General features: G+C 33.1%; 15 protein-coding genes. 9 read left to right on the plus strand and 6 right to left on the minus strand.

Going from position 1 to position 17,636, the window contains the following annotated elements; all coding sequences use genetic code 11:
• The first annotated feature begins 219 nt into the window (after positions 1 to 219).
• From FDM27_RS06425 to FDM27_RS06435, 3 genes are all read left to right on the plus strand, one after another.
• Positions 220 to 4,731 (plus strand): PAS domain S-box protein, encoded by a 4,512-nt coding sequence (locus FDM27_RS06425; RefSeq protein ID WP_140485648.1) that lies wholly within the window; start codon positions 220 to 222, stop codon positions 4,729 to 4,731.
• Positions 4,732 to 4,800: 69 nt separating this feature from the next.
• Positions 4,801 to 5,223 carry a response regulator gene (locus tag FDM27_RS06430; RefSeq protein ID WP_140485649.1) on the plus strand — a complete coding sequence of 141 codons (423 nt, stop codon included), beginning with the start codon at positions 4,801 to 4,803 and terminating at the stop codon, positions 5,221 to 5,223.
• Between the two features lie 195 nt (positions 5,224 to 5,418).
• Entirely contained in the window at positions 5,419 to 6,624 is a 1,206-nt protein-coding gene (locus tag FDM27_RS06435; RefSeq protein WP_140485650.1) for a GAF domain-containing sensor histidine kinase, read from the plus strand.
• Positions 6,625 to 6,730: 106 nt separating this feature from the next.
• On the opposite strand, the gene FDM27_RS06440 is transcribed toward FDM27_RS06435, so the two are convergent.
• The 3 genes from FDM27_RS06440 to FDM27_RS06450 form a co-directional block, all read right to left on the minus strand.
• Positions 6,731 to 7,798, minus strand: coding sequence for a glycosyltransferase (locus FDM27_RS06440; RefSeq protein WP_140485651.1), 1,068 nt, complete (start codon positions 7,796 to 7,798; stop codon positions 6,731 to 6,733).
• Between the two features lie 175 nt (positions 7,799 to 7,973).
• Positions 7,974 to 9,230, minus strand: a complete 1,257-nt coding sequence (locus FDM27_RS06445) for an aspartate kinase (protein ID WP_071184649.1) — start codon at positions 9,228 to 9,230, stop codon at positions 7,974 to 7,976.
• 72 nt (positions 9,231 to 9,302) lie between these two features.
• A complete protein-coding gene (locus FDM27_RS06450; RefSeq protein WP_140485652.1) occupies positions 9,303 to 9,782 on the minus strand; it encodes a GNAT family N-acetyltransferase in 480 nt (159 codons plus the stop codon).
• Between the two features lie 170 nt (positions 9,783 to 9,952).
• Here FDM27_RS06450 and fbp point away from each other — a divergent pair, with 170 nt between their 5' ends.
• Positions 9,953 to 10,963: a class 1 fructose-bisphosphatase gene (gene fbp, locus FDM27_RS06455; RefSeq protein ID WP_071184651.1), complete on the plus strand. Its 1,011-nt coding sequence runs from the start codon at positions 9,953 to 9,955 to the stop codon at positions 10,961 to 10,963.
• Between the two features lie 82 nt (positions 10,964 to 11,045).
• Here the strand turns inward: fbp and FDM27_RS06460 are convergent, their stop codons facing one another.
• A complete protein-coding gene (locus FDM27_RS06460) occupies positions 11,046 to 11,477 on the minus strand; it encodes a fructose 1,6-bisphosphatase (protein WP_071184652.1) in 432 nt (143 codons plus the stop codon).
• Positions 11,478 to 11,886: 409 nt separating this feature from the next.
• Between FDM27_RS06460 and FDM27_RS06465 the strand changes: the two genes are divergently transcribed.
• From FDM27_RS06465 to FDM27_RS06475, 3 genes are read left to right on the plus strand one after another with little or no spacing between them, the layout of a single operon-like run.
• Complete coding sequence (locus tag FDM27_RS06465; RefSeq protein WP_071184653.1) at positions 11,887 to 12,480, plus strand: HupE/UreJ family protein; 594 nt, start codon at positions 11,887 to 11,889, stop codon at positions 12,478 to 12,480.
• Positions 12,481 to 12,483: 3 nt separating this feature from the next.
• Complete coding sequence (locus tag FDM27_RS06470) at positions 12,484 to 12,915, plus strand: deoxycytidylate deaminase (protein ID WP_071184654.1); 432 nt, start codon at positions 12,484 to 12,486, stop codon at positions 12,913 to 12,915.
• 3 nt (positions 12,916 to 12,918) lie between these two features.
• Positions 12,919 to 14,493 carry a S41 family peptidase gene (locus FDM27_RS06475; RefSeq protein ID WP_140485653.1) on the plus strand — a complete coding sequence of 525 codons (1,575 nt, stop codon included), beginning with the start codon at positions 12,919 to 12,921 and terminating at the stop codon, positions 14,491 to 14,493.
• A gap of 132 nt (positions 14,494 to 14,625) precedes the next feature.
• On the opposite strand, the gene FDM27_RS06480 is transcribed toward FDM27_RS06475, so the two are convergent.
• Entirely contained in the window at positions 14,626 to 15,231 is a 606-nt protein-coding gene (locus tag FDM27_RS06480; protein ID WP_140485654.1) for an FAD-dependent oxidoreductase, read from the minus strand.
• A gap of 5 nt (positions 15,232 to 15,236) precedes the next feature.
• Positions 15,237 to 15,440 (minus strand): hypothetical protein, encoded by a 204-nt coding sequence (locus FDM27_RS06485; protein WP_071184658.1) that lies wholly within the window; start codon positions 15,438 to 15,440, stop codon positions 15,237 to 15,239.
• 333 nt (positions 15,441 to 15,773) lie between these two features.
• Here FDM27_RS06485 and FDM27_RS06490 point away from each other — a divergent pair, with 333 nt between their 5' ends.
• Together FDM27_RS06490 and FDM27_RS06495 are read left to right on the plus strand one after the other, a co-directional pair.
• Complete coding sequence (locus tag FDM27_RS06490) at positions 15,774 to 16,352, plus strand: DUF3109 family protein (protein ID WP_066327327.1); 579 nt, start codon at positions 15,774 to 15,776, stop codon at positions 16,350 to 16,352.
• Positions 16,353 to 16,602: 250 nt separating this feature from the next.
• Positions 16,603 to 17,592: a ribonucleotide-diphosphate reductase subunit beta gene (locus FDM27_RS06495; RefSeq protein ID WP_140485655.1), complete on the plus strand. Its 990-nt coding sequence runs from the start codon at positions 16,603 to 16,605 to the stop codon at positions 17,590 to 17,592.
• Positions 17,593 to 17,636: the final 44 nt, after the last annotated feature.

Consider the following 17,636-nt stretch of genomic DNA (forward strand, 5'->3'; position numbering starts at 1 on the left):
CTTTTTTCATAAATTACAGCTGTTATTTTAAAAATGTTTAAAATTAACTTTTAAGAGGGTGATTAATTCGTAAGGCTTTATCGGGTGTTAATAATCTTGATACACTTTAATGAAGACCAAAATAGATTTGCTTTGTTCCGGTAAAGTTCTAAAAACAATCTTAAAAGTTAATTTTTAGTATTTATAAAATCAAAAAAAAAAAGGGATAGTTTTTAAGCTATGAAAATTAATCAAAAAATAAGAAAAGTGAAAGAAAGTTATAGTGATTTGTTCTATTTTAATCCTTTGCCAAATTGTTTTTTTGATTTGGATACTTTTGAAATTCTTGATGTAAATAATGCGGCTGTTGCATTATATGGATATAATAAAGAGGAGTTTTTCCAATTGACTATTATGGACTTAATGCCGCCCGAATCGTTTTCTAAAATGCTTCTTACAATTTCTCAGGAAGAGGCAAACACAGCAGCTATTTATTTGGGTGTTTTTACGCATAAAAAAAAGAGTGGAGAAAATATCCGGATAGAAATGAACGGACATCCAATAGATTTTCAGCAAAAAAAAGGTATGCTGGTAGTTTGTCAGGATGTAACAGAGCGGGAATTGAAGTATAGAAATTTAAAAGAATCAGAAAAAAGATTAAAAGCGGCTTCTGCAATAGCAAAGTTGGGATATTGGAAATTGGAGCTAGATGCAAACACACTTTCCTGGTCTGATGAAGTTTATAAAATATGGGGTCGAACAAAAGAAGATTTTGATGTAAATTATGATAATTTTTTTCAAACGATTCATCCCGATGACAAGGAAACTTTTGAAATAGAGCAAAATGCTTCATTTTCAGGAGAGAAAGAACATGATTTTACTCATAGAATAATTTTGCCCGATGGCAGTATAAGATGGGTGCATGAATTAGGGCGATTGGTGAAAGACCAAAATGGAGAGCCAATTGCTTTTGAAGGAACGGTAAGAGATATTACTATAGAGAAAGAAGAAGAACAAAGGCATAAGCTATTAGAAAGTGTAATTACTAATACCCATGACGCTATATTAATTACTGAAGCCGAACCCTTTGATTCTCCTGGACCACGTATTGTATATGTTAATGAAGCATTTACTAAAATGACGGGCTATGAGTCTCATGAGGTTATAGGTAAAAGCCCTCGTATATTACAAGGGCCAAAATCAAACAAAGCGGAACTTGCCAAACTTAAAAAAGCACTTCAAAATTGGGAATCTTGTGAAATTACAATTATTAATTATAAGAAGAATGGAGAAGAATTTTGGATTAATTTTTCTGTTACTCCTGTAGCTAATGAAAAAGGATGGTTTACCCATTGGATTGCAATTGAGCGGGATGTGACTGCGAAAATGAATCGTGAATTAGAGCAAAGGCTGTTAAGACAAATAAGTTTAATATTTAATGAAGAGACAGAACTTAAAAGTGCCACGAATAAGTTGTGTTCTGAATTTGCTGATTTTGGAGAATTTGATTTTGTAGAAGTTTGGATTCCTAATCTTGAAAATTCACTGATTCAACTGCTGAGTTATCATAATAATTCGAATACGGCAGCACAGTTTTACCTTCAAACACAGGAAATAAGATCTTTTAAATTTGGTGAAGGTCTGGCAGGTTTGGTATGGGAAACCAAAAAGCCGATTGTTTGGGATATAGAAGATAAGAAGGATTTTATTGTCAGGAAAGATGCCGCATTGCAGGCAGGTATTCAGGCAGTTTCAGGCATTCCTTTGCTGTTTAAAGATTCAATTGTAGGGGTGTTGGTTTTTGGTTCCACTAAAAAAAGTGTGCAATTGAATCGGTATGTTGGTGTTTTTAAAGAATTGGAGACCTTCATCGGTTCAGAAATAAACAGAAAAACGCTTGAGTCAAGCCTTGACCATTTATTTAAAGCGATTCCGGATATTGTTTGTTTAGCCGATTTTCAAGGTAGGTTTCTTAAAATGAATGCCGCAGGATGTGAGTTGTTAGGGTATTCGGAAGAGGAATTACTTTTTCATCATTGTGTGGAATTTGTACATCCTGAAGATAAAGATATTTCATTACAGGAGTTGCAAAAAATAGGAGAGGACAAAACTACTTTTAAGTTTGAAAATAGATATATTACCAAAAAAGGAGAAATTGTCTGGTTAAGCTGGGTGTGTACTTCACAACTTGAAGACGGATTAATTTATGCTACTGCAAAAAATATAACAAAAGAGAAAAAGTTAAGTGAACTTAATGCTCAGGCATCATCATTAGCTAAAATTGGAAGCTGGGAAATTGATTTGATTGACGGAAAACTGTTTTGGACAGATATGGTGCATCAACTGCATGAGACAAATCCTAGAAATTTTGTTCCGGATTTATTAAAAGGAATCAATTTCTATCGAAAGGATTTTAGGGAAATGATTAGGCAGAGTATTAATTCCTGTATTTCAGAAGGTAAGACCTTTAATTTTGAAGCGGCACTTATTACTGCTAAAAAGAATGAACGTTGGGTACGTGTAATAGGCAATGCTGATTTGGTAGATGGAAAATGTGTGCGTATATACGGTAGTTTTCAGGATATTCATGATGCTAAAATGTTAGAACTTCAATTCAGTGAAATTTTAGGCAGTATTTCGGATGCCTTTTATGCTCTTGATAAAAATTGGAAGATTAATTATTTTAACAAAGAGGCAGAAAATCTTCTTCAAAAAAGAGCTGTCGATGTTCTTGGTAAGAATTTGTGGCAGGAATTCCCAGCTGCCATAGGAACCTCTTTAGAAAGGGTTTATTACAATGTTGCAAAATCCAAAGAATCAACTTCTTTTGAATATCTTTTTCCCGGAGATGGCAAATGGTATGAAATAAATGTCTATCCTTCAAACGGAGGAATTTCGGTTTATTTTAAAAATATTGATGAACGTAAATTGGCTAGGGAGAAACTTGAAAAAGCCTATCTGGAGAAAAACAACATTGTAGAAAGTATTGCCGATGCGTTTTTTACGATAGATGAAAATTTTATAGTATCGTATTGGAATAGAGCAGCCGAAGAATTATTGGGTGTTAAAAGAGAACAGCTTTTAGGCAAAAATTTGTGGGATGTATTCCCGGATGCTGTTTCTCTTCCTTCCTATACTAATTATCATAAAGTTTTAGAAACCGGACAGCCCATTAGTTTTGAAGATTATTACGGGATTTGGCTAGAAGTAAATGCTTATCCTTCAGGAGATGGATTAACAGTGTTTTTTAGAGATATTTCTTTGAGAAAAAAATTATTAGATGTTTACGAAGAAAGAAATAATATACTGGAAAGTATTGGCGATGCCTTCTTTGCAGTCGATAATGAATGGATTGTAACTTATTGGAACAAGGAAGCTGAAAATCTTTTAGGTAAAAAAAGGGATTCGATAATGGGTAAAAATCTTTGGGAAGAATATGCCGATGCTATAGATTCCGATTTTTATCGCCAATATCATTTTGCTATGGAAACTCAAAAAAATGTAAGTTTTGAAGAGTATTACACTACATTGAATAAATGGTTTGAAGTTTCTGTATATCCATCATCAGATGGTCTTTCGGTTTATTTTAAAGATGTAACCTTGAGGAAACAGTCTGATTTAAGACTTTTAAGGGCCAATGAACGATTTGAAAAAGTAACAGAAGCTACCAATGATGCTATTTGGGATTTAAAAATAGAAGAGGGTATCTTGTATTGGGGAATTGGATTTAAAAAACTTTTTGGGCATGATTTAGATAAAATCACTCCAACAATGCAATTCTGGACAGAAAATGTCCATCCGGATGATTTTAAAGCTGTGCATGAAAGTCTTTTAAGAGTAGAACAGGATAGTAAATTATTGAATTGGAAAAGTGAATATCGATTCAGGCGTGCAGATGGTACTTATGCTTATGTAATTGACAGGGCTATTTTTATTAGAAATAATAAAGGAGAAGCGATACGAATAATTGGTGCGGTAACTGATGTTTCTGAAAGAAAACTTCAGGAAGTTAAACTTCAGGAAGCAAATGAATCCTTAAAAAAATATGCTCATGATTTGGAACTTAGTAATGAACAGTTAGAGCAATTTGCATTTATTGCTTCACATGATTTACAGGAACCATTGCGTATGATAACCAGTTTTATGAACCAACTGGAAAGAAAATATGGTGACGTTTTAGACCAAAAAGCACATGAGTACATTTATTTTGCAACAGATGGTGCCAAAAGAATGAAGCAAATTATTCTTGATTTATTAGAATATTCAAGAGCCGGTAAACTCGATGAGAACAAAGAAAAGGTAAGTCTGGCGGATATGGTTGAGGATTATAAAATTCTTAGGAGTAAAATTATCACTGAAAAATCGGTTTTAATACATTTTAATCATTTGCCAATAATCGAAGCTTTTCGAGTTCCATTAGTTCAAACTTTACACTGTTTACTGGATAATGCCATTAAGTATTCGTCAAAAACAGTCTCGCCTGTTGTAGAATTGAAAGTGGAAGACAAAACAGAGGAATGGTTATTTGTTGTAAAAGATAATGGAATAGGAATTGCCAGTCAGTTTTTTGAAAAAATATTTATTATCTTTCAACGATTGCACAATAGGAATGAATACAGTGGAACGGGAATAGGTTTGGCTATAGCCAAAAAGCATATAGAATCCTGGGGAGGTAAAATATGGCTGGAATCTGAAGAGAACAAGGGAACTACTTTTTATTTTACAATTCCTAAAAACAACCCCAAAGTATAGTTGAATTTAGATATTTTCTTTTGCTTGGTTTGTATAGAAAAATTAAAAAAAAACATAAAATTATAGCGTATGAAGCCAGTACACATTTTATTAGTTGAAGATAATGAAGGAGATATTGTATTAACTCTTGATGCTTTTGAAGAAAGTAAAATTAAGACTGATATAAGTGTTGTAAGAAATGGGGGAGATGCCTTAGATTTTCTTTTTAAAAGAGGAGCTTATACCGATGTTGAAAAACCTGATTTGATTTTACTGGATATTAATATGCCAGTATTTAGCGGTCATGAAGTTTTGAAACAAATTAAACATAGCGAAGGATTAAAGAAAATTCCGGTAATTATCTTGACTACTTCTTCTGCTAAGAAAGACATTAATTTGGCTTATGAAAATTACAGTAACAGTTATGTTGTAAAACCAATTGATATGGATGAGTTTTTAAAGGCAATTCTTAAAATAGAGGAGTTTTGGTTACAATTATCCAAGAGGGTTTAAAACTTAACCGATTATCTGTAATCAATGTGGATTGTTGGTTTTTCAATTAGAGAAAAGAACTATTCGACTGATAACCAATTGATAAACTGATATGATAGTAGTAAATGTTGATAAATTTATAAGGTTTCCTAAGAGGAAGAAATTATAAATTTTGTAAGTAAATATGATTTTAACATAAGTATTAAAAAAAGGATTATGATTAAACCAGATACGTTTGTATGGGAAAATGAGAGGTTAAAAGACTTAGATTCTTATGCTATTATAGATACTCTGCCTGAAGATGAGTACGATGAGTTAACTTATTTAGCATCTCAAATATGTGGTACTCCAATTTCACTGATTAGTCTTTTAGACAATAAAAGACAGTGGTTTAAATCACATTATGGTACCGATGTTATGGAAACTTCTAAGGAAATTGCTTTTTGTGCCCATGCAATACTCAATCCTGATGAAGTATTTATTGTTCAGGATGCCAGAAATGATCATCGATTCTATGATAATCCTCTTGTAATTGAGGAACCTAATGTTGTTTTTTATGCAGGAGCTCCGTTGGTTAGTCAAAATGGTTTACCCCTTGGGACTTTATGTGTTATTGATAATAAACCTAATGAATTAAGTGAGAATCAGATAAAATCCTTGAAAGCACTTTCGAATCAGGCAATGAAGTTGTTAGAGTTGAGAAAGAAAAAAAAACAACTCGAAAAAAATTTATTCGAATTTGAAAACAAAAACAAAGAATTAGAGCGCTTTGCTTATATAGCAGCTCACGATTTAAAATCACCATTAGGAAACATCGCCGCTCTGACACATTTTTTTATTGATCATTATGCAGAAAATTTAGATGCCGAAGCTGTTGAAGTTATAGAATTAATCAGTAAGTCATCTGTTAAACTGAGAGGATTAATTGATGAACTGCTTGAATACAGTAAATTTGATAAAATTATTGATGAGGAAAAAACAGCAATAGATATACAAACTTTAAAAGGCGATATTATAAGTTTATTTAGTTTTAAAAATAAAAACGATATTAATTTAAAGTCTGATGTTCCGGTTTTATTTACAAATAAAACAGCCTTAGAACAAATTTTAATTAATCTTGTTAGTAACGCTGTAAAGTACAATGATAAAGAGATAGCTGTAATTGAAATTGAGATATTAGAGGAAGAATTACAATATAAAATATCAGTGACTGATAATGGTCCCGGCATATCGAAAGAAGATCAGCATAAAATTTTTGAAATTTTTGAAGTTTTAGACACTTGTGATCACAATGGAGAAACCGGAAACGGTATTGGTTTGGCAACAGTAAAAAAACTAGTATTGGCTTTAGGTGGTACAATTGAGGTGGAATCTGAAGTAGGAAAGTTTACGAAATTTAATTTTACTCTGGAAAAATTTTGAAAAGTTATGTTGAAATATTTACTCTGTTGTCGTTTGTTAAACAAACCAATGAGTTTTTTCTAAAAGAAGTTAATGTTCCTATTTAAGTATAAAAATAGAATTTCCATTACCTTAAAAACACATTAAATATTTCAGCCCAATTCAAATCCGATTTTATCTCAGAAAGTCCTTTGTAGTTGTCAATTTCATCCAAATCTTTAATAGTAAAAAGCTCTTGTTTTGTAAAAGGAACAAGAGCTTCTTTTTTTAGTTTTTTGGCTAAATATTCTTGTTCGTATTGTCCGGGAGTAGGAATAAAAAAGGCTTTTTTGTTCAGTTTTGCCAAATCCATAATCGAGGTATATCCTGAGCGGCAAAGAATGATGTCACTTTCGTTCAGTGCTTGTTCCAGTTGTCGGCTGTGCATGAAGTTATAAAAAGTAATACTACCTATTTGTTCTTTTTTTTGTTCTTTTTCTATAATTCCTTTTATAAAAAGAATGTTACCATTGTAAAGTGTAATTTCTTTTTTCAATTTTTCTTCCAGCATTCCCCGTTGCGGTTCAGGGCCTGAAAGTATAATCATCAAGTCGTATTTTTTATTTGCTTTTTTTTGCTGCATTCTACTCAATGGCCCGATGTATTTGATGTTTAAATCATGATTTTTTAAATGACTTAATTCGCCGGCTAAATTGGGTGTGCTTGCTGTGTCCGGAATCCAGCATTCGGTATATTTTTTTATAATATTTTGATGTAAAATGCTGCTCAACCAGGTAGTATTTCCTGTCATTACATTGAGTTGGTGAGTAACAAATACCGAAGGCACTTTTTTGTTGAATACGCCAAGTCTGTTGTCAGAGATAATTCCGTCGATGTCGTGTTTTTTAATCCATTTTTTCACTAATCTTTTTTCTTCTAAAATGGCTTCAATCATTTTTGGGCAATTTTTGAGCAGTTTCCACTTAAAATACTTGCCGTTTTTGGCATATTCTATTTGGTAAGAAGGTAGTTCAAGAAATTTTAAATAGGGAAATTCTTTTTTTAATAAGTCCAAAGCAATGCCGTCTGAGGCAATAATTGGTATGAAATTATTGTCTTGTAAGGCTTTAATAATAGGAATACAGCGTGTTGCGTGTCCCAAGCCCCAGTTTAACGGAGCTACTAAAATGTTTTTGCTAGGAGAGTTTAAATTCATTTTTTTAAATCATTTTTAATGATAAAAATACTTAAACAAAGTTTTTGTAAACTTGCTTATGAATTATCAAACTATTAAGTTTTTATTTCCTAAAATAACAATTAAATGAGGAATTTGTAAAAAAAAAAGACACTGCAAAACAACAGTGTCTTTTTGTATAATTATAGCGAAAAGATTAGCCTTCTTTAGTAACAATTTGCATCGTTTCAGTACCTAATTGTTTCAATAGCACCGTTTTTCCTTCTACTACTGTTTGAGCAGCAGCGTCATTAAAATGTCTAATCGTGTATAAAGTAACATCTTCGTTGTAACCCACTTTGAATTTTTTAGATAAAATAGCAAGTAAGTCTTTAAAGTTACCAAATTTGTCCTCAACACATACAGAAAAACTGATAGCTGAATTTTGGATCAAGTTTACCTTAATTTTAAATTCATGGAATAGTCCAAAAATCTCACTAATGTTTTCTTCCATAATGAATGAGAAATCAATAGAAGAAAGTGAAATTAATAATTGTTCTCTTTTTACAATGAAACAAGGCATGAATGGCTCAAGTGTTGCTCCTTTGCTCACAACAGTTCCTTTTAATAAAGGATTGATGAATGATTTTACGTGTAAAGGAATTTCCTTTTTTTGCAATGGTTGTAATGTTTTTGGGTGAATAACCGTTGCTCCGTAGAAAGCTAATTCGATAGCTTCTCTGTACGAAATTTGATTTAACAAACTTGCATTTTCGAAATATCTAGGGTCGGCATTCATAACTCCTGGAACGTCTTTCCAGATAGTAACACTTTCGGCATTTAAGCAATAAGCAAAAATTGCGGCAGTATAATCAGAACCTTCACGGCCTAAGGTTGTTGTAAAGTTATTTTCGTCAGAACCTAAGAATCCCTGAGTGATGTTTAAGCTTTTGGTTTTGATGTTTTTAGAGATGTTGCTTTGAGTTAATTCCCAGTCAACTTCGGCATCACGGTAATTGTTGTTTGTTTTAATGTAATTACGAACATCAATCCATTGGGTTTCAATTCCCATGAAATTCATGTAGTAACTCAAAACAGTTGTCGAAATAATCTCTCCCATACTTACAATTTGATCGTAAACAAAGTTGTAGTTAGGCGATTTGTTATGAGCAAGGAAATACTCTAAATCAGTAAAATGATTTTGTACAGCAGCAAATACCTCATGTTTATCGTCTTCGAATAAATCCAATAAAATCTGATTGTGGTATTTTTTAATTTCCTGAACCGAAGCGTTAAGTTCAGGTGATTTATCGAAATAATTTTTGATTACTACTTCTAAGGCATTGGTAGTTTTTCCCATTGCCGAAACAACTAATAATACATCCTCGTAACCTGCTTTTTGTAAAACGTCATATACGTTTCTTATACCGGCAGCATCTTTTACAGATGCTCCACCAAATTTGAATACTTTCATTTTAAATTAAGATTTAAGACTTAAGATTTCAGATTTATTGCTGAAAAATTTAAAGTCATTATTATATGTTTTTTATTTTAATTTCTTTTCTGTAAAATTGGCAATACCGTCTTCATCCATTTGAGCTACGCACCATTCATTGAGTACTTTGGCTCCTGTTTTTTCGTAAAAATCAATTGCCGGTGTATTCCAATCCAGTACATTCCAGTCAATTCGTCTGACCTTGTCTCTCTGTGCCTGCCTGATAATTTCGGAATAAAGTGCATAACCTACACCTTGACCGCGCATGCTGTTTTTTACTACCAAATCTTCAAGATGGATTATTTTTCCTTTCCAGGTTGAATATCGGTAATAATAGAGCGCAATTCCAACAATCTCCTGCTGTACTTCGGCAACAAAAACATGAAACAGGGGTTTTTCACCAAAACCATCCCTAATCAAATCGGCTTCTGTAACTTTGACAGCATCGGGTTCTTTTTCAAATTCGGCTAACTCCTGAATTAGGCTAAGAACCGCCTTCATGTCTTCTTTTTTACCTACTCTAATATTCATATATTCGTATTATTTGGATTAAAATTTAACAATAAGGCTTTCCTGAAAACTGATAGGCTGCTAATTATTAGCAAATATACAATACTGCCAAACTAAGTAAGTTTTATTGAATCATTATCACAAAAAAAACGATATTTGTGACTTCAAATTCAAATTATATCGATTTCGTAATGGAAGAAAGCACTAAAACCTTAGGAGAATTTATTATTGAAAATCAAAATGCCTTTCAATATTCATCTGGCGAATTATCCCGAATAATCAATTCAATCCGATTGGCTGCAAAAGTAGTAAGTTACAAAGTAAATAAAGCGGGTTTAATTGATATTACCGGAGCGGCTGGTGAACAAAATATTCAAGGAGAAGACCAGCAGAAATTAGATGTTTATGCTAATGAGGTTTTTATCCAAACTTTAAAAAATCGCGAGATTGTTTGCGGAATTGCCTCTGAAGAAAATGATGATTTTATAACTGTTGAAGGAAAAGACAAAGGGCATAAAAACAAATATGTCGTTTTAATGGATCCTTTGGATGGTTCTTCTAATATTGATGTGAATGTTTCGGTAGGAACTGTTTTCTCGGTTTACCGACGTGTTACTCCGGTGGGAACTCCTGTTACCTTAGAAGATTTTTTGCAACCGGGAACCATGCAGGTAGCGGCGGGTTATGTAATTTACGGTACATCGACAATGTTAGTTTATACCACTGGTCATGGAGTGAATGGTTTTACGTTGAATCCTGCAATTGGTACTTTCTATCTTTCGCATCCTGATATGAAATTTACTAAAGACGGACATATTTATTCTATCAATGAAGGGAATTATATTCAGTTTCCTCAAGGAGTTAAGGATTATATTAAATATTGTCAATCCGAAGAAGGGGATAGACCTTATACTTCAAGATATATTGGTAGTTTAGTTTCAGATATTCACCGAAATATGATTAAGGGAGGGATTTATATTTATCCTACAAGTTCTAAGGCGCCTAAAGGTAAATTGCGATTGCTGTACGAATGCAATCCAATGGCTTTTATTGCTGAACAAGCCGGTGGTAAAGCCTCGGATGGATTTAGACGAATAATGGAAATTAAGCCAACAGAATTACATGAACGTGTACCGTTTTTCTGTGGAAGTTATAACATGGTGACTAAGGCAGAAGAGTTTATGTTGAAGGCTTCTAAATAATAGTTTTTCAGATAAATACATCATAAAAAAAGCTCTTGAATTCAATATCAAGAGCTTTTTTTATGTACTTAAAAAGGTAAAATTACTTGTGCATATTTTGCATTTCGTAGGCAAAAGTATCAAAATCCACTTTTTTGTCAACTAATGATAAGGCTTTTGCTATAATGTGATTTACGTTGCTTGGTGTAAAACCTAAGCCAATTCCTATTTTTCTCAAAAGTACTTCTTGTTTGTCTCCTAATTGGTGATCAACATGAACCATTCTTGCTAAATCGTACAAACGCTCCAGTCTTTGAGAATATAAATAAGGGGGATTAATTGGGTGAATTGCCGGATTTTCTACAATCTCTTCGTATTCTGAAGGGGCAATTTCAAGTCTTGTAGCTAGTTTGTTGATGAACGCTTTTTCTTCCTCAGAAACAATGCCGTCAGCTAGAGCAACACGAACAATTGCAGCAAAATGACCTTTGTTTCTTTGTTTAAATTCGCTATCAAATAAATCTGAAAATGACATAATTTCTGTGTTTTTTTATTAGACAAATATACTTCAATTTTTAAATTATTAATTTTCTTTTGAATTTTAATTTAATGGGAAATCTAATTTAGAATCAATTTTATTTTAAAGAAATTTGCAATTGAATTGAGGGCAAACGCATCGCTTTCAGTAATAAAAAAAACAGCCACGAACCTGTCTGCCGACAGGCAGATTGCACGAATAACACAAATTGTGATGTTATTGATTACACGAATCTGTCAAAGGCAGATTTAAAATTAGTGTAATTTTTTTTAAGTCATTAAAATTGCTACAAATTAGTGTGATTTGTGGCAAAAATAAAACTGATGCGTTTGCTCTGCAATTGAATTGAGGGTTTCAAAATTAATCGTAAGTTTACAATCCCTTTATCAATCAAATAATGCAATCGATGTCCCAATTTTTAATTTATTTTCAATTAGGATTAAAACATATTTTAAATATCTATTCCTACGACCATATTTTGTTTCTAATCGCCCTTGCAATTCCGCTTGCTTTTAAAGACTGGAAACGCATTTTACTCTTAGTGACTACATTTACTTTAGGTCATACTATTGCATTATTGTTAACTATTTATGGAATTATAGCTGTCAAAGTAGCCGTAATCGAATTGTTGATTCCCATTACAATTTTAATAGTGGCCTTGTTTCATCTTTTTACAGCAGGAAAATCGGGTAAAAAGGAAAGTATTAATTTGGTTTTCTTTATCACACTTTTCTTTGGGATTATCCACGGTTTAGGATTTTTGAATACTTTTAAATCCATTCACCATGGAAGTGCAACTTCTAAGTTGTTAGCAATCTTAGAATTTGCGTTGGGAATCGAAGCTGCTCAGTTAGTTGTCATGCTGGTTGTTTTGATTTTGGCATATATAGTGCAAACTGTTTTTCGGTTTTCTAAAAGAGATTGGACTTTGGTTATGTCGGCATTTATTATTGGAGTAGTTTTGCCAATTATTATTGGTAATGAAATTTGGTTAAGATAGATTATGGAACAAAAGAAATTGAATAAATACGATAAGGCTTATCTTCGAATTGCTAAGGAATGGGGGCTTTTATCTTATTGCAAACGCAAACAGGTAGGAGCTATTATTGTTAAAGACAGAATGATTATTTCTGATGGTTACAATGGTACGCCTTCGGGTTTTGATAATTGTTGTGAAGACGAAGAAGGTCTAACCAGATGGGATGTGTTGCATGCCGAAGCCAATGCTATTCTAAAAGTGGCAAGATCTACACAATCTTGTGAAGGAGCTACATTGTATATCACACTTTCGCCTTGTAAAGAATGCAGTAAATTAATTCATCAATCCGGAATTAAGAGGGTTGTATATCAAAACGGATACCGTGATGATTCGGGAATTCAGTTTTTAAAGAAAGCAGGTGTAATTGTGGATCATATTCCGGAATTAGAAGATTAAAAAGTGAAAATAGATAGTAAATACATTCCTATTTATATTAGCGCTATTCTGGCGATAGGAATTTTTATAGGTGGTTTGTTGGATTTTTCAACAGAAAATCAGCTTTCGCCCACAAATAGTTCGAAAGCAAAACTCAATCAGTTGATTGATTTCATCGACAATGAATATGTTGATGATATTGATACCGATTCGATTGTTGACAGAACCGTCGATAATATTTTAGCTCAATTAGATCCGCATTCGGTTTATGTTCCGCCAACACAACAGGCCGAGGTAGCTGAGAATATGAAAGGTGATTTTGTGGGGATTGGTGTTCGATTTTATGTTTATAAAGATACGGTTGCTATTGTTCAGCCTATTGAAAATGGCCCTTCGGCAAAAGCAGGAATCAAAGCCGGAGACCGAATTTTGTATGCCAACGGAGCAAAATTATTCGGAAGAAAGTTACCTACCGATACTTTATTTTCCAAACTCAAAGGAAAAGAAGGTTCCGAAGTGCTGCTTACGGTTTACAGGAATTCCGAAAAGAAAAAAATTAATTTTAAAATTAAGCGCGGCATTGTTCCCTTGAAAAGTGTCGATGTTGGTTTGATGTTAAACACCACTACGGCTTACATTAAAATCAATCGTTTCGCCGAAACTACCTATGAGGAATTCCAATCAAATTTAATCCGACTTAAAAAACAAGGTACCAAATCGCTGGTAATTGATCTTCGGGACAATGGAGGAGGTTATATGGAAGAAGCCATTGAAATTGCCGATGAATTATTGGCTAATAAAAAACTGATTGTTTTTACAAAAAATAAAAGAGGCAGAGTAGAGAAAACTTATGCCACTAAAAAAGGCGATTTTGAAGCGGGTCGATTATTTGTTTTAATTAATGAAAATTCGGCTTCGGCCAGCGAAATTTTGGCTGGTGCAATTCAGGATAATGACAGGGGAACTATTGTAGGACGTCGTTCTTTTGGGAAAGGATTAGTGCAAAGAGAAATTGATTTTGATGATGGTTCTGCTGTTCGATTAACCGTAGCGCGTTATTATACACCTACCGGCAGATCCATTCAAAAACCTTATTCAAAGGGAGAGGAGCAGTATTTTAAAGAGTCGGAATCTCGTTTTGAAAATGGCGAATTGTATGAAAAAGATAGTATAAAAGTGGATGACAGCGTGCGGTTTAAAACGGCTAAAGGGAGATTAGTATATGGCGGTGGCGGAATTGTTCCTGATGTTTTTGTACCGCTTGAATTTGAAAATGCCAGTGAGGCAACGGTGTATTTGATGGAATCCGGGATTGTAGGGAATTTTGTTTTTGAACAATTGGATAAAAATAGAAATAGTTTTAAAGGGCTTTCGTTCGAACAGTTTTTAAAGAAAATGAATACTACCGACGACTATTTTACTGCGTTTAAAAATTTGATTTCAATACACGCCAAAGCAATTCAGTTAGAGAAAAGTAAAACGCTTATTAAACGTTATTTGAATGCGGAATTTGCAAGGCAATTGTATGGAGAAAAAGCCTATTATGATATTGTTTTAAAAGAAGACGTGATGATTAAAACAGTTCTCAATAAAAAATAAGGAGTTTTTCTCTTTTGGCAGAATTGTAATAAAGTTTTTAGTTTAACCATTAAGGCATTAAGAAAATTTGGTATTACGCTTAATAAGCTTAATGTCTTAATGGTTTGTTTTTTTTAACTTGTTTTGTGGATTTTATCGAATGCTGTCGTGAGCGTGAGTTTCAGTGCCGTTATTCCATAAGGTAAGAATGTCGGTAGCTACTGCGGCACCGCTTCCTGAGGCGATAGCTAACTGACTTCTCCATCCGGCTAAAGTTCCTATTACATAAATTCCCTCGGCTACTTTATGGTCACTGTTTTTTAATTGTATTCTTTGTTTTTCAGGTAGTGCTTTTTGATGCGGAATAACATATTGCATCAATCCTTCGATGGCAAATGTGTTTGCTGAACCAATACCTATTACAATAGCTTTGGTTTGGTAGCTGTTTTTATTGGTGATAACATTAAAATTAGGAGATTCACCTTCAATTCGAATCACTTTTTCGTTTTGAATTTGTGAAATGTGAGGGTAACTTTCGCTTAAGTGAATGATGCTTTCACTAAGTAATTCCGATCCTGGTTTTCCTGCCGGAATCCCGTAGGCATTATTGAATAGGGCGTCTTGTAATGAAGAGGATTTTTGGTGAGTGAAAATGCCAATTTTTTTGTCACTTACAAAATTTTTGTTTTTGGCTGAGCCAAGAACGAAAGCGCACGACATTCCCGAAACTCCACCGCCAATTATAAGTACGTCAAACATATAATTTATAGTTTGTCGTTCATTTTGTCATCTATTTTCTTAGATAATCTAAAAATCACCAGAATTAAGATGGCGCAACAAGAAGCAGCTATTCCAATAAAAGCAACTGCGTTATCTCCTCCAAACAGATTATTGAAATCCAATTGAGTGATGTTGAAAATGACCAGTGCTGATGCTAGAAACACTAAGATGTTAGTAAAGATTTTCATGATATTAGTGTTGGCTTGTAGATTGAAATTCAAGTTGTTTCTACAGGCTAAATTACGGGGTAAAATTATAAAAAAAATGTTTAGAGCAATAGTCCTTTAACATTAGAAGCTTATAATTTAACAGCGATATGTTAAAATAGAATCATAAGTTTTTGGTTTTTAATTAGTTATGGTTTTGTTGTAGTCCTTGGTTTACTGCGGATTAGTGCTTGTTTTTTTTGATTTTAAATAGGCTTGAATTTAGTTAAAGTTCAGGATAAAACAGAGCTTGTTTGATAGTGTACGATAAGGAATGATTATCTTTGCATTTTATAAATTATACTAAGTAAATCCATGTTTCAGTTAGGAAAAACCATAGTTTCGGAAGACATTTTAGAAAAAGAATTTGTTTGTAATTTATCAGCCTGTCACGGAGCCTGCTGTGTTGATGGTGATGCGGGTGCGCCTTTAAATGAAGAGGAAACTAAAATTTTAGAGGAAATATTTCCTAAAGTAAAACCTTTTTTACGCAAAGAAGGTATTGAGGCTATTGAGGCTCAGGGAACCTGGGTAAAAGGTACCGATGGTGACCTTGAAACGCCATTAATTGATAATAAGGATTGTGCTTATGTAATTTTTGATGGAAAAACTGCTCTTTGCGGTATTGAGCAAGCCTATAATCAGGGAATTGTAGATTGGAAAAAACCAGTTTCCTGTCATTTGTATCCTATTCGTGTAAAAGATTTCACGGAGTTTGCAGCGGTTAATTATGACAAATGGGATATTTGTGATGATGCCTGCTCTTTAGGTAAAGAGTTGGAAGTTCCGGTGTATAAATTCGTCAAAGAAGCATTGATTAGAAGGTTTGGCGAAGATTGGTATTTAGAGCTCGAAATAGTAGCTCGTGAATGGGCAAAAGTCAAGTCAAAATAAACGTTTTTTTTCTTGTTTAGTATTGTTTAAATCCTATATTTTACGCTTGTTTATAACGTTTTCGGATTTTTAAATGATTGATTTATAAAGGTTTGTTTTTTTAAATGGATTTGAATGTCTTTTCTTTCTTTGTTAAAAACTAGGGTGTATTGTGAATAAGTTTGACTTTTAATTACCGCAATATTTCATAATCTTTGTAAAGCTTCAAAAAGCAAAAAACATCCTTAAATCTCATATAAAAATAATAGCAATGTCGCAAGTAGAACCCATTTTACAAGAGAATAAAAATCGTTTCGTAATATTTCCTATAAAACACCATGATATTTGGGAATGGTATAAAAAGATGGAGGCTAGTTTTTGGACAGCTGAGGAAATCGATTTGTCTCAGGACTTACATGACTGGAACAACAAGTTGAATTCAGATGAGAAATATTTTATCAAACATATTTTAGCCTTCTTCGCTGCTTCTGACGGAATTGTAAATGAAAACTTAGCTGAGAATTTTGTAAATGAGGTACAATATGCTGAAGCTAAATTTTTCTATGGTTTCCAAATTATGATGGAAAATATTCATAGTGAAACTTATTCCCTTTTGATAGATACTTATGTAAAAGACGAAAAAGAAAAAGACGAATTATTTAATGCCTTAGATGTTTTTCCTGCTATTAGAAAAAAAGCTGACTGGGCTTTAAAATGGATAGAATCTGATTCTTTTGCTGAAAGATTAATTGCTTTTGCTGCTGTAGAAGGAATCTTTTTCTCAGGTGCTTTCTGTTCTATTTATTGGTTGAAAAAACGTGGTTTAATGCCAGGATTGACCTTTTCTAACGAATTGATTTCTCGTGACGAAGGTGTACACTGTGATTTTGCAGTGCATTTACACAACCACCACCTGGTGAATAAAGTGTCTAAAGAAAGAATCAAAGAGATTATCGTTGACGCTTTGGATATTGAAAGAGAGTTTATCACTGAGTCACTTCCGGTAAGTTTAATTGGAATGAATGCCGGTTTGATGACGCAATATTTAGAGTTTGTTACGGATAGATTGTTAGTAGAATTAGGTTGCGAAAGAGTGTACAACACAGCAAACCCATTTGATTTCATGGATATGATTTCGCTTCAGGGAAAAACTAATTTCTTTGAGAAAAAAGTAGCCGAATATCAAAAAGCAGGTGTTTTAAACAGTGGAACTGCGAATGACTCTGATGCTCAGAAAATTTCTTTCGACGCTGATTTTTAAGAAAAAAAGACTCGTTTTCGAGTAAAAAATAATTAAAGCCTTGT

The organism is Flavobacterium sp. GSA192 (genome assembly GCF_006386525.1).
GTDB lineage: Bacteria > Bacteroidota > Bacteroidia > Flavobacteriales > Flavobacteriaceae > Flavobacterium > Flavobacterium commune.

Bases quoted from the DNA above. Each gene is read 5' to 3' on its own strand.
- FDM27_RS06480 (WP_140485654.1), bottom strand. From the start codon at position 15,231: ATGTTTGACGTACTTATAATTGGCGGTGGAGTTTCGGGAATGTCGTGC.
- FDM27_RS06445 (WP_071184649.1), bottom strand. From the start codon at position 9,230: ATGAAAGTATTCAAATTTGGTGGAGCATCTGTAAAAGATGCTGCCGGT.
- FDM27_RS06490 (WP_066327327.1), top strand. From the start codon at position 15,774: ATGTTTCAGTTAGGAAAAACCATAGTTTCGGAAGACATTTTAGAAAAA.
- fbp (WP_071184651.1), top strand. From the start codon at position 9,953: ATGGAAGAAAGCACTAAAACCTTAGGAGAATTTATTATTGAAAATCAA.
- FDM27_RS06430 (WP_140485649.1), top strand. From the start codon at position 4,801: ATGAAGCCAGTACACATTTTATTAGTTGAAGATAATGAAGGAGATATT.
- FDM27_RS06470 (WP_071184654.1), top strand. From the start codon at position 12,484: ATGGAACAAAAGAAATTGAATAAATACGATAAGGCTTATCTTCGAATT.
- FDM27_RS06450 (WP_140485652.1), bottom strand. From the start codon at position 9,782: ATGAATATTAGAGTAGGTAAAAAAGAAGACATGAAGGCGGTTCTTAGC.
- FDM27_RS06495 (WP_140485655.1), top strand. From the start codon at position 16,603: ATGTCGCAAGTAGAACCCATTTTACAAGAGAATAAAAATCGTTTCGTA.
- FDM27_RS06485 (WP_071184658.1), bottom strand. From the start codon at position 15,440: ATGAAAATCTTTACTAACATCTTAGTGTTTCTAGCATCAGCACTGGTC.
- FDM27_RS06465 (WP_071184653.1), top strand. From the start codon at position 11,887: ATGTCCCAATTTTTAATTTATTTTCAATTAGGATTAAAACATATTTTA.
- FDM27_RS06425 (WP_140485648.1), top strand. From the start codon at position 220: ATGAAAATTAATCAAAAAATAAGAAAAGTGAAAGAAAGTTATAGTGAT.
- FDM27_RS06460 (WP_071184652.1), bottom strand. From the start codon at position 11,477: ATGTCATTTTCAGATTTATTTGATAGCGAATTTAAACAAAGAAACAAA.
- FDM27_RS06435 (WP_140485650.1), top strand. From the start codon at position 5,419: ATGATTAAACCAGATACGTTTGTATGGGAAAATGAGAGGTTAAAAGAC.
- FDM27_RS06440 (WP_140485651.1), bottom strand. From the start codon at position 7,798: ATGAATTTAAACTCTCCTAGCAAAAACATTTTAGTAGCTCCGTTAAAC.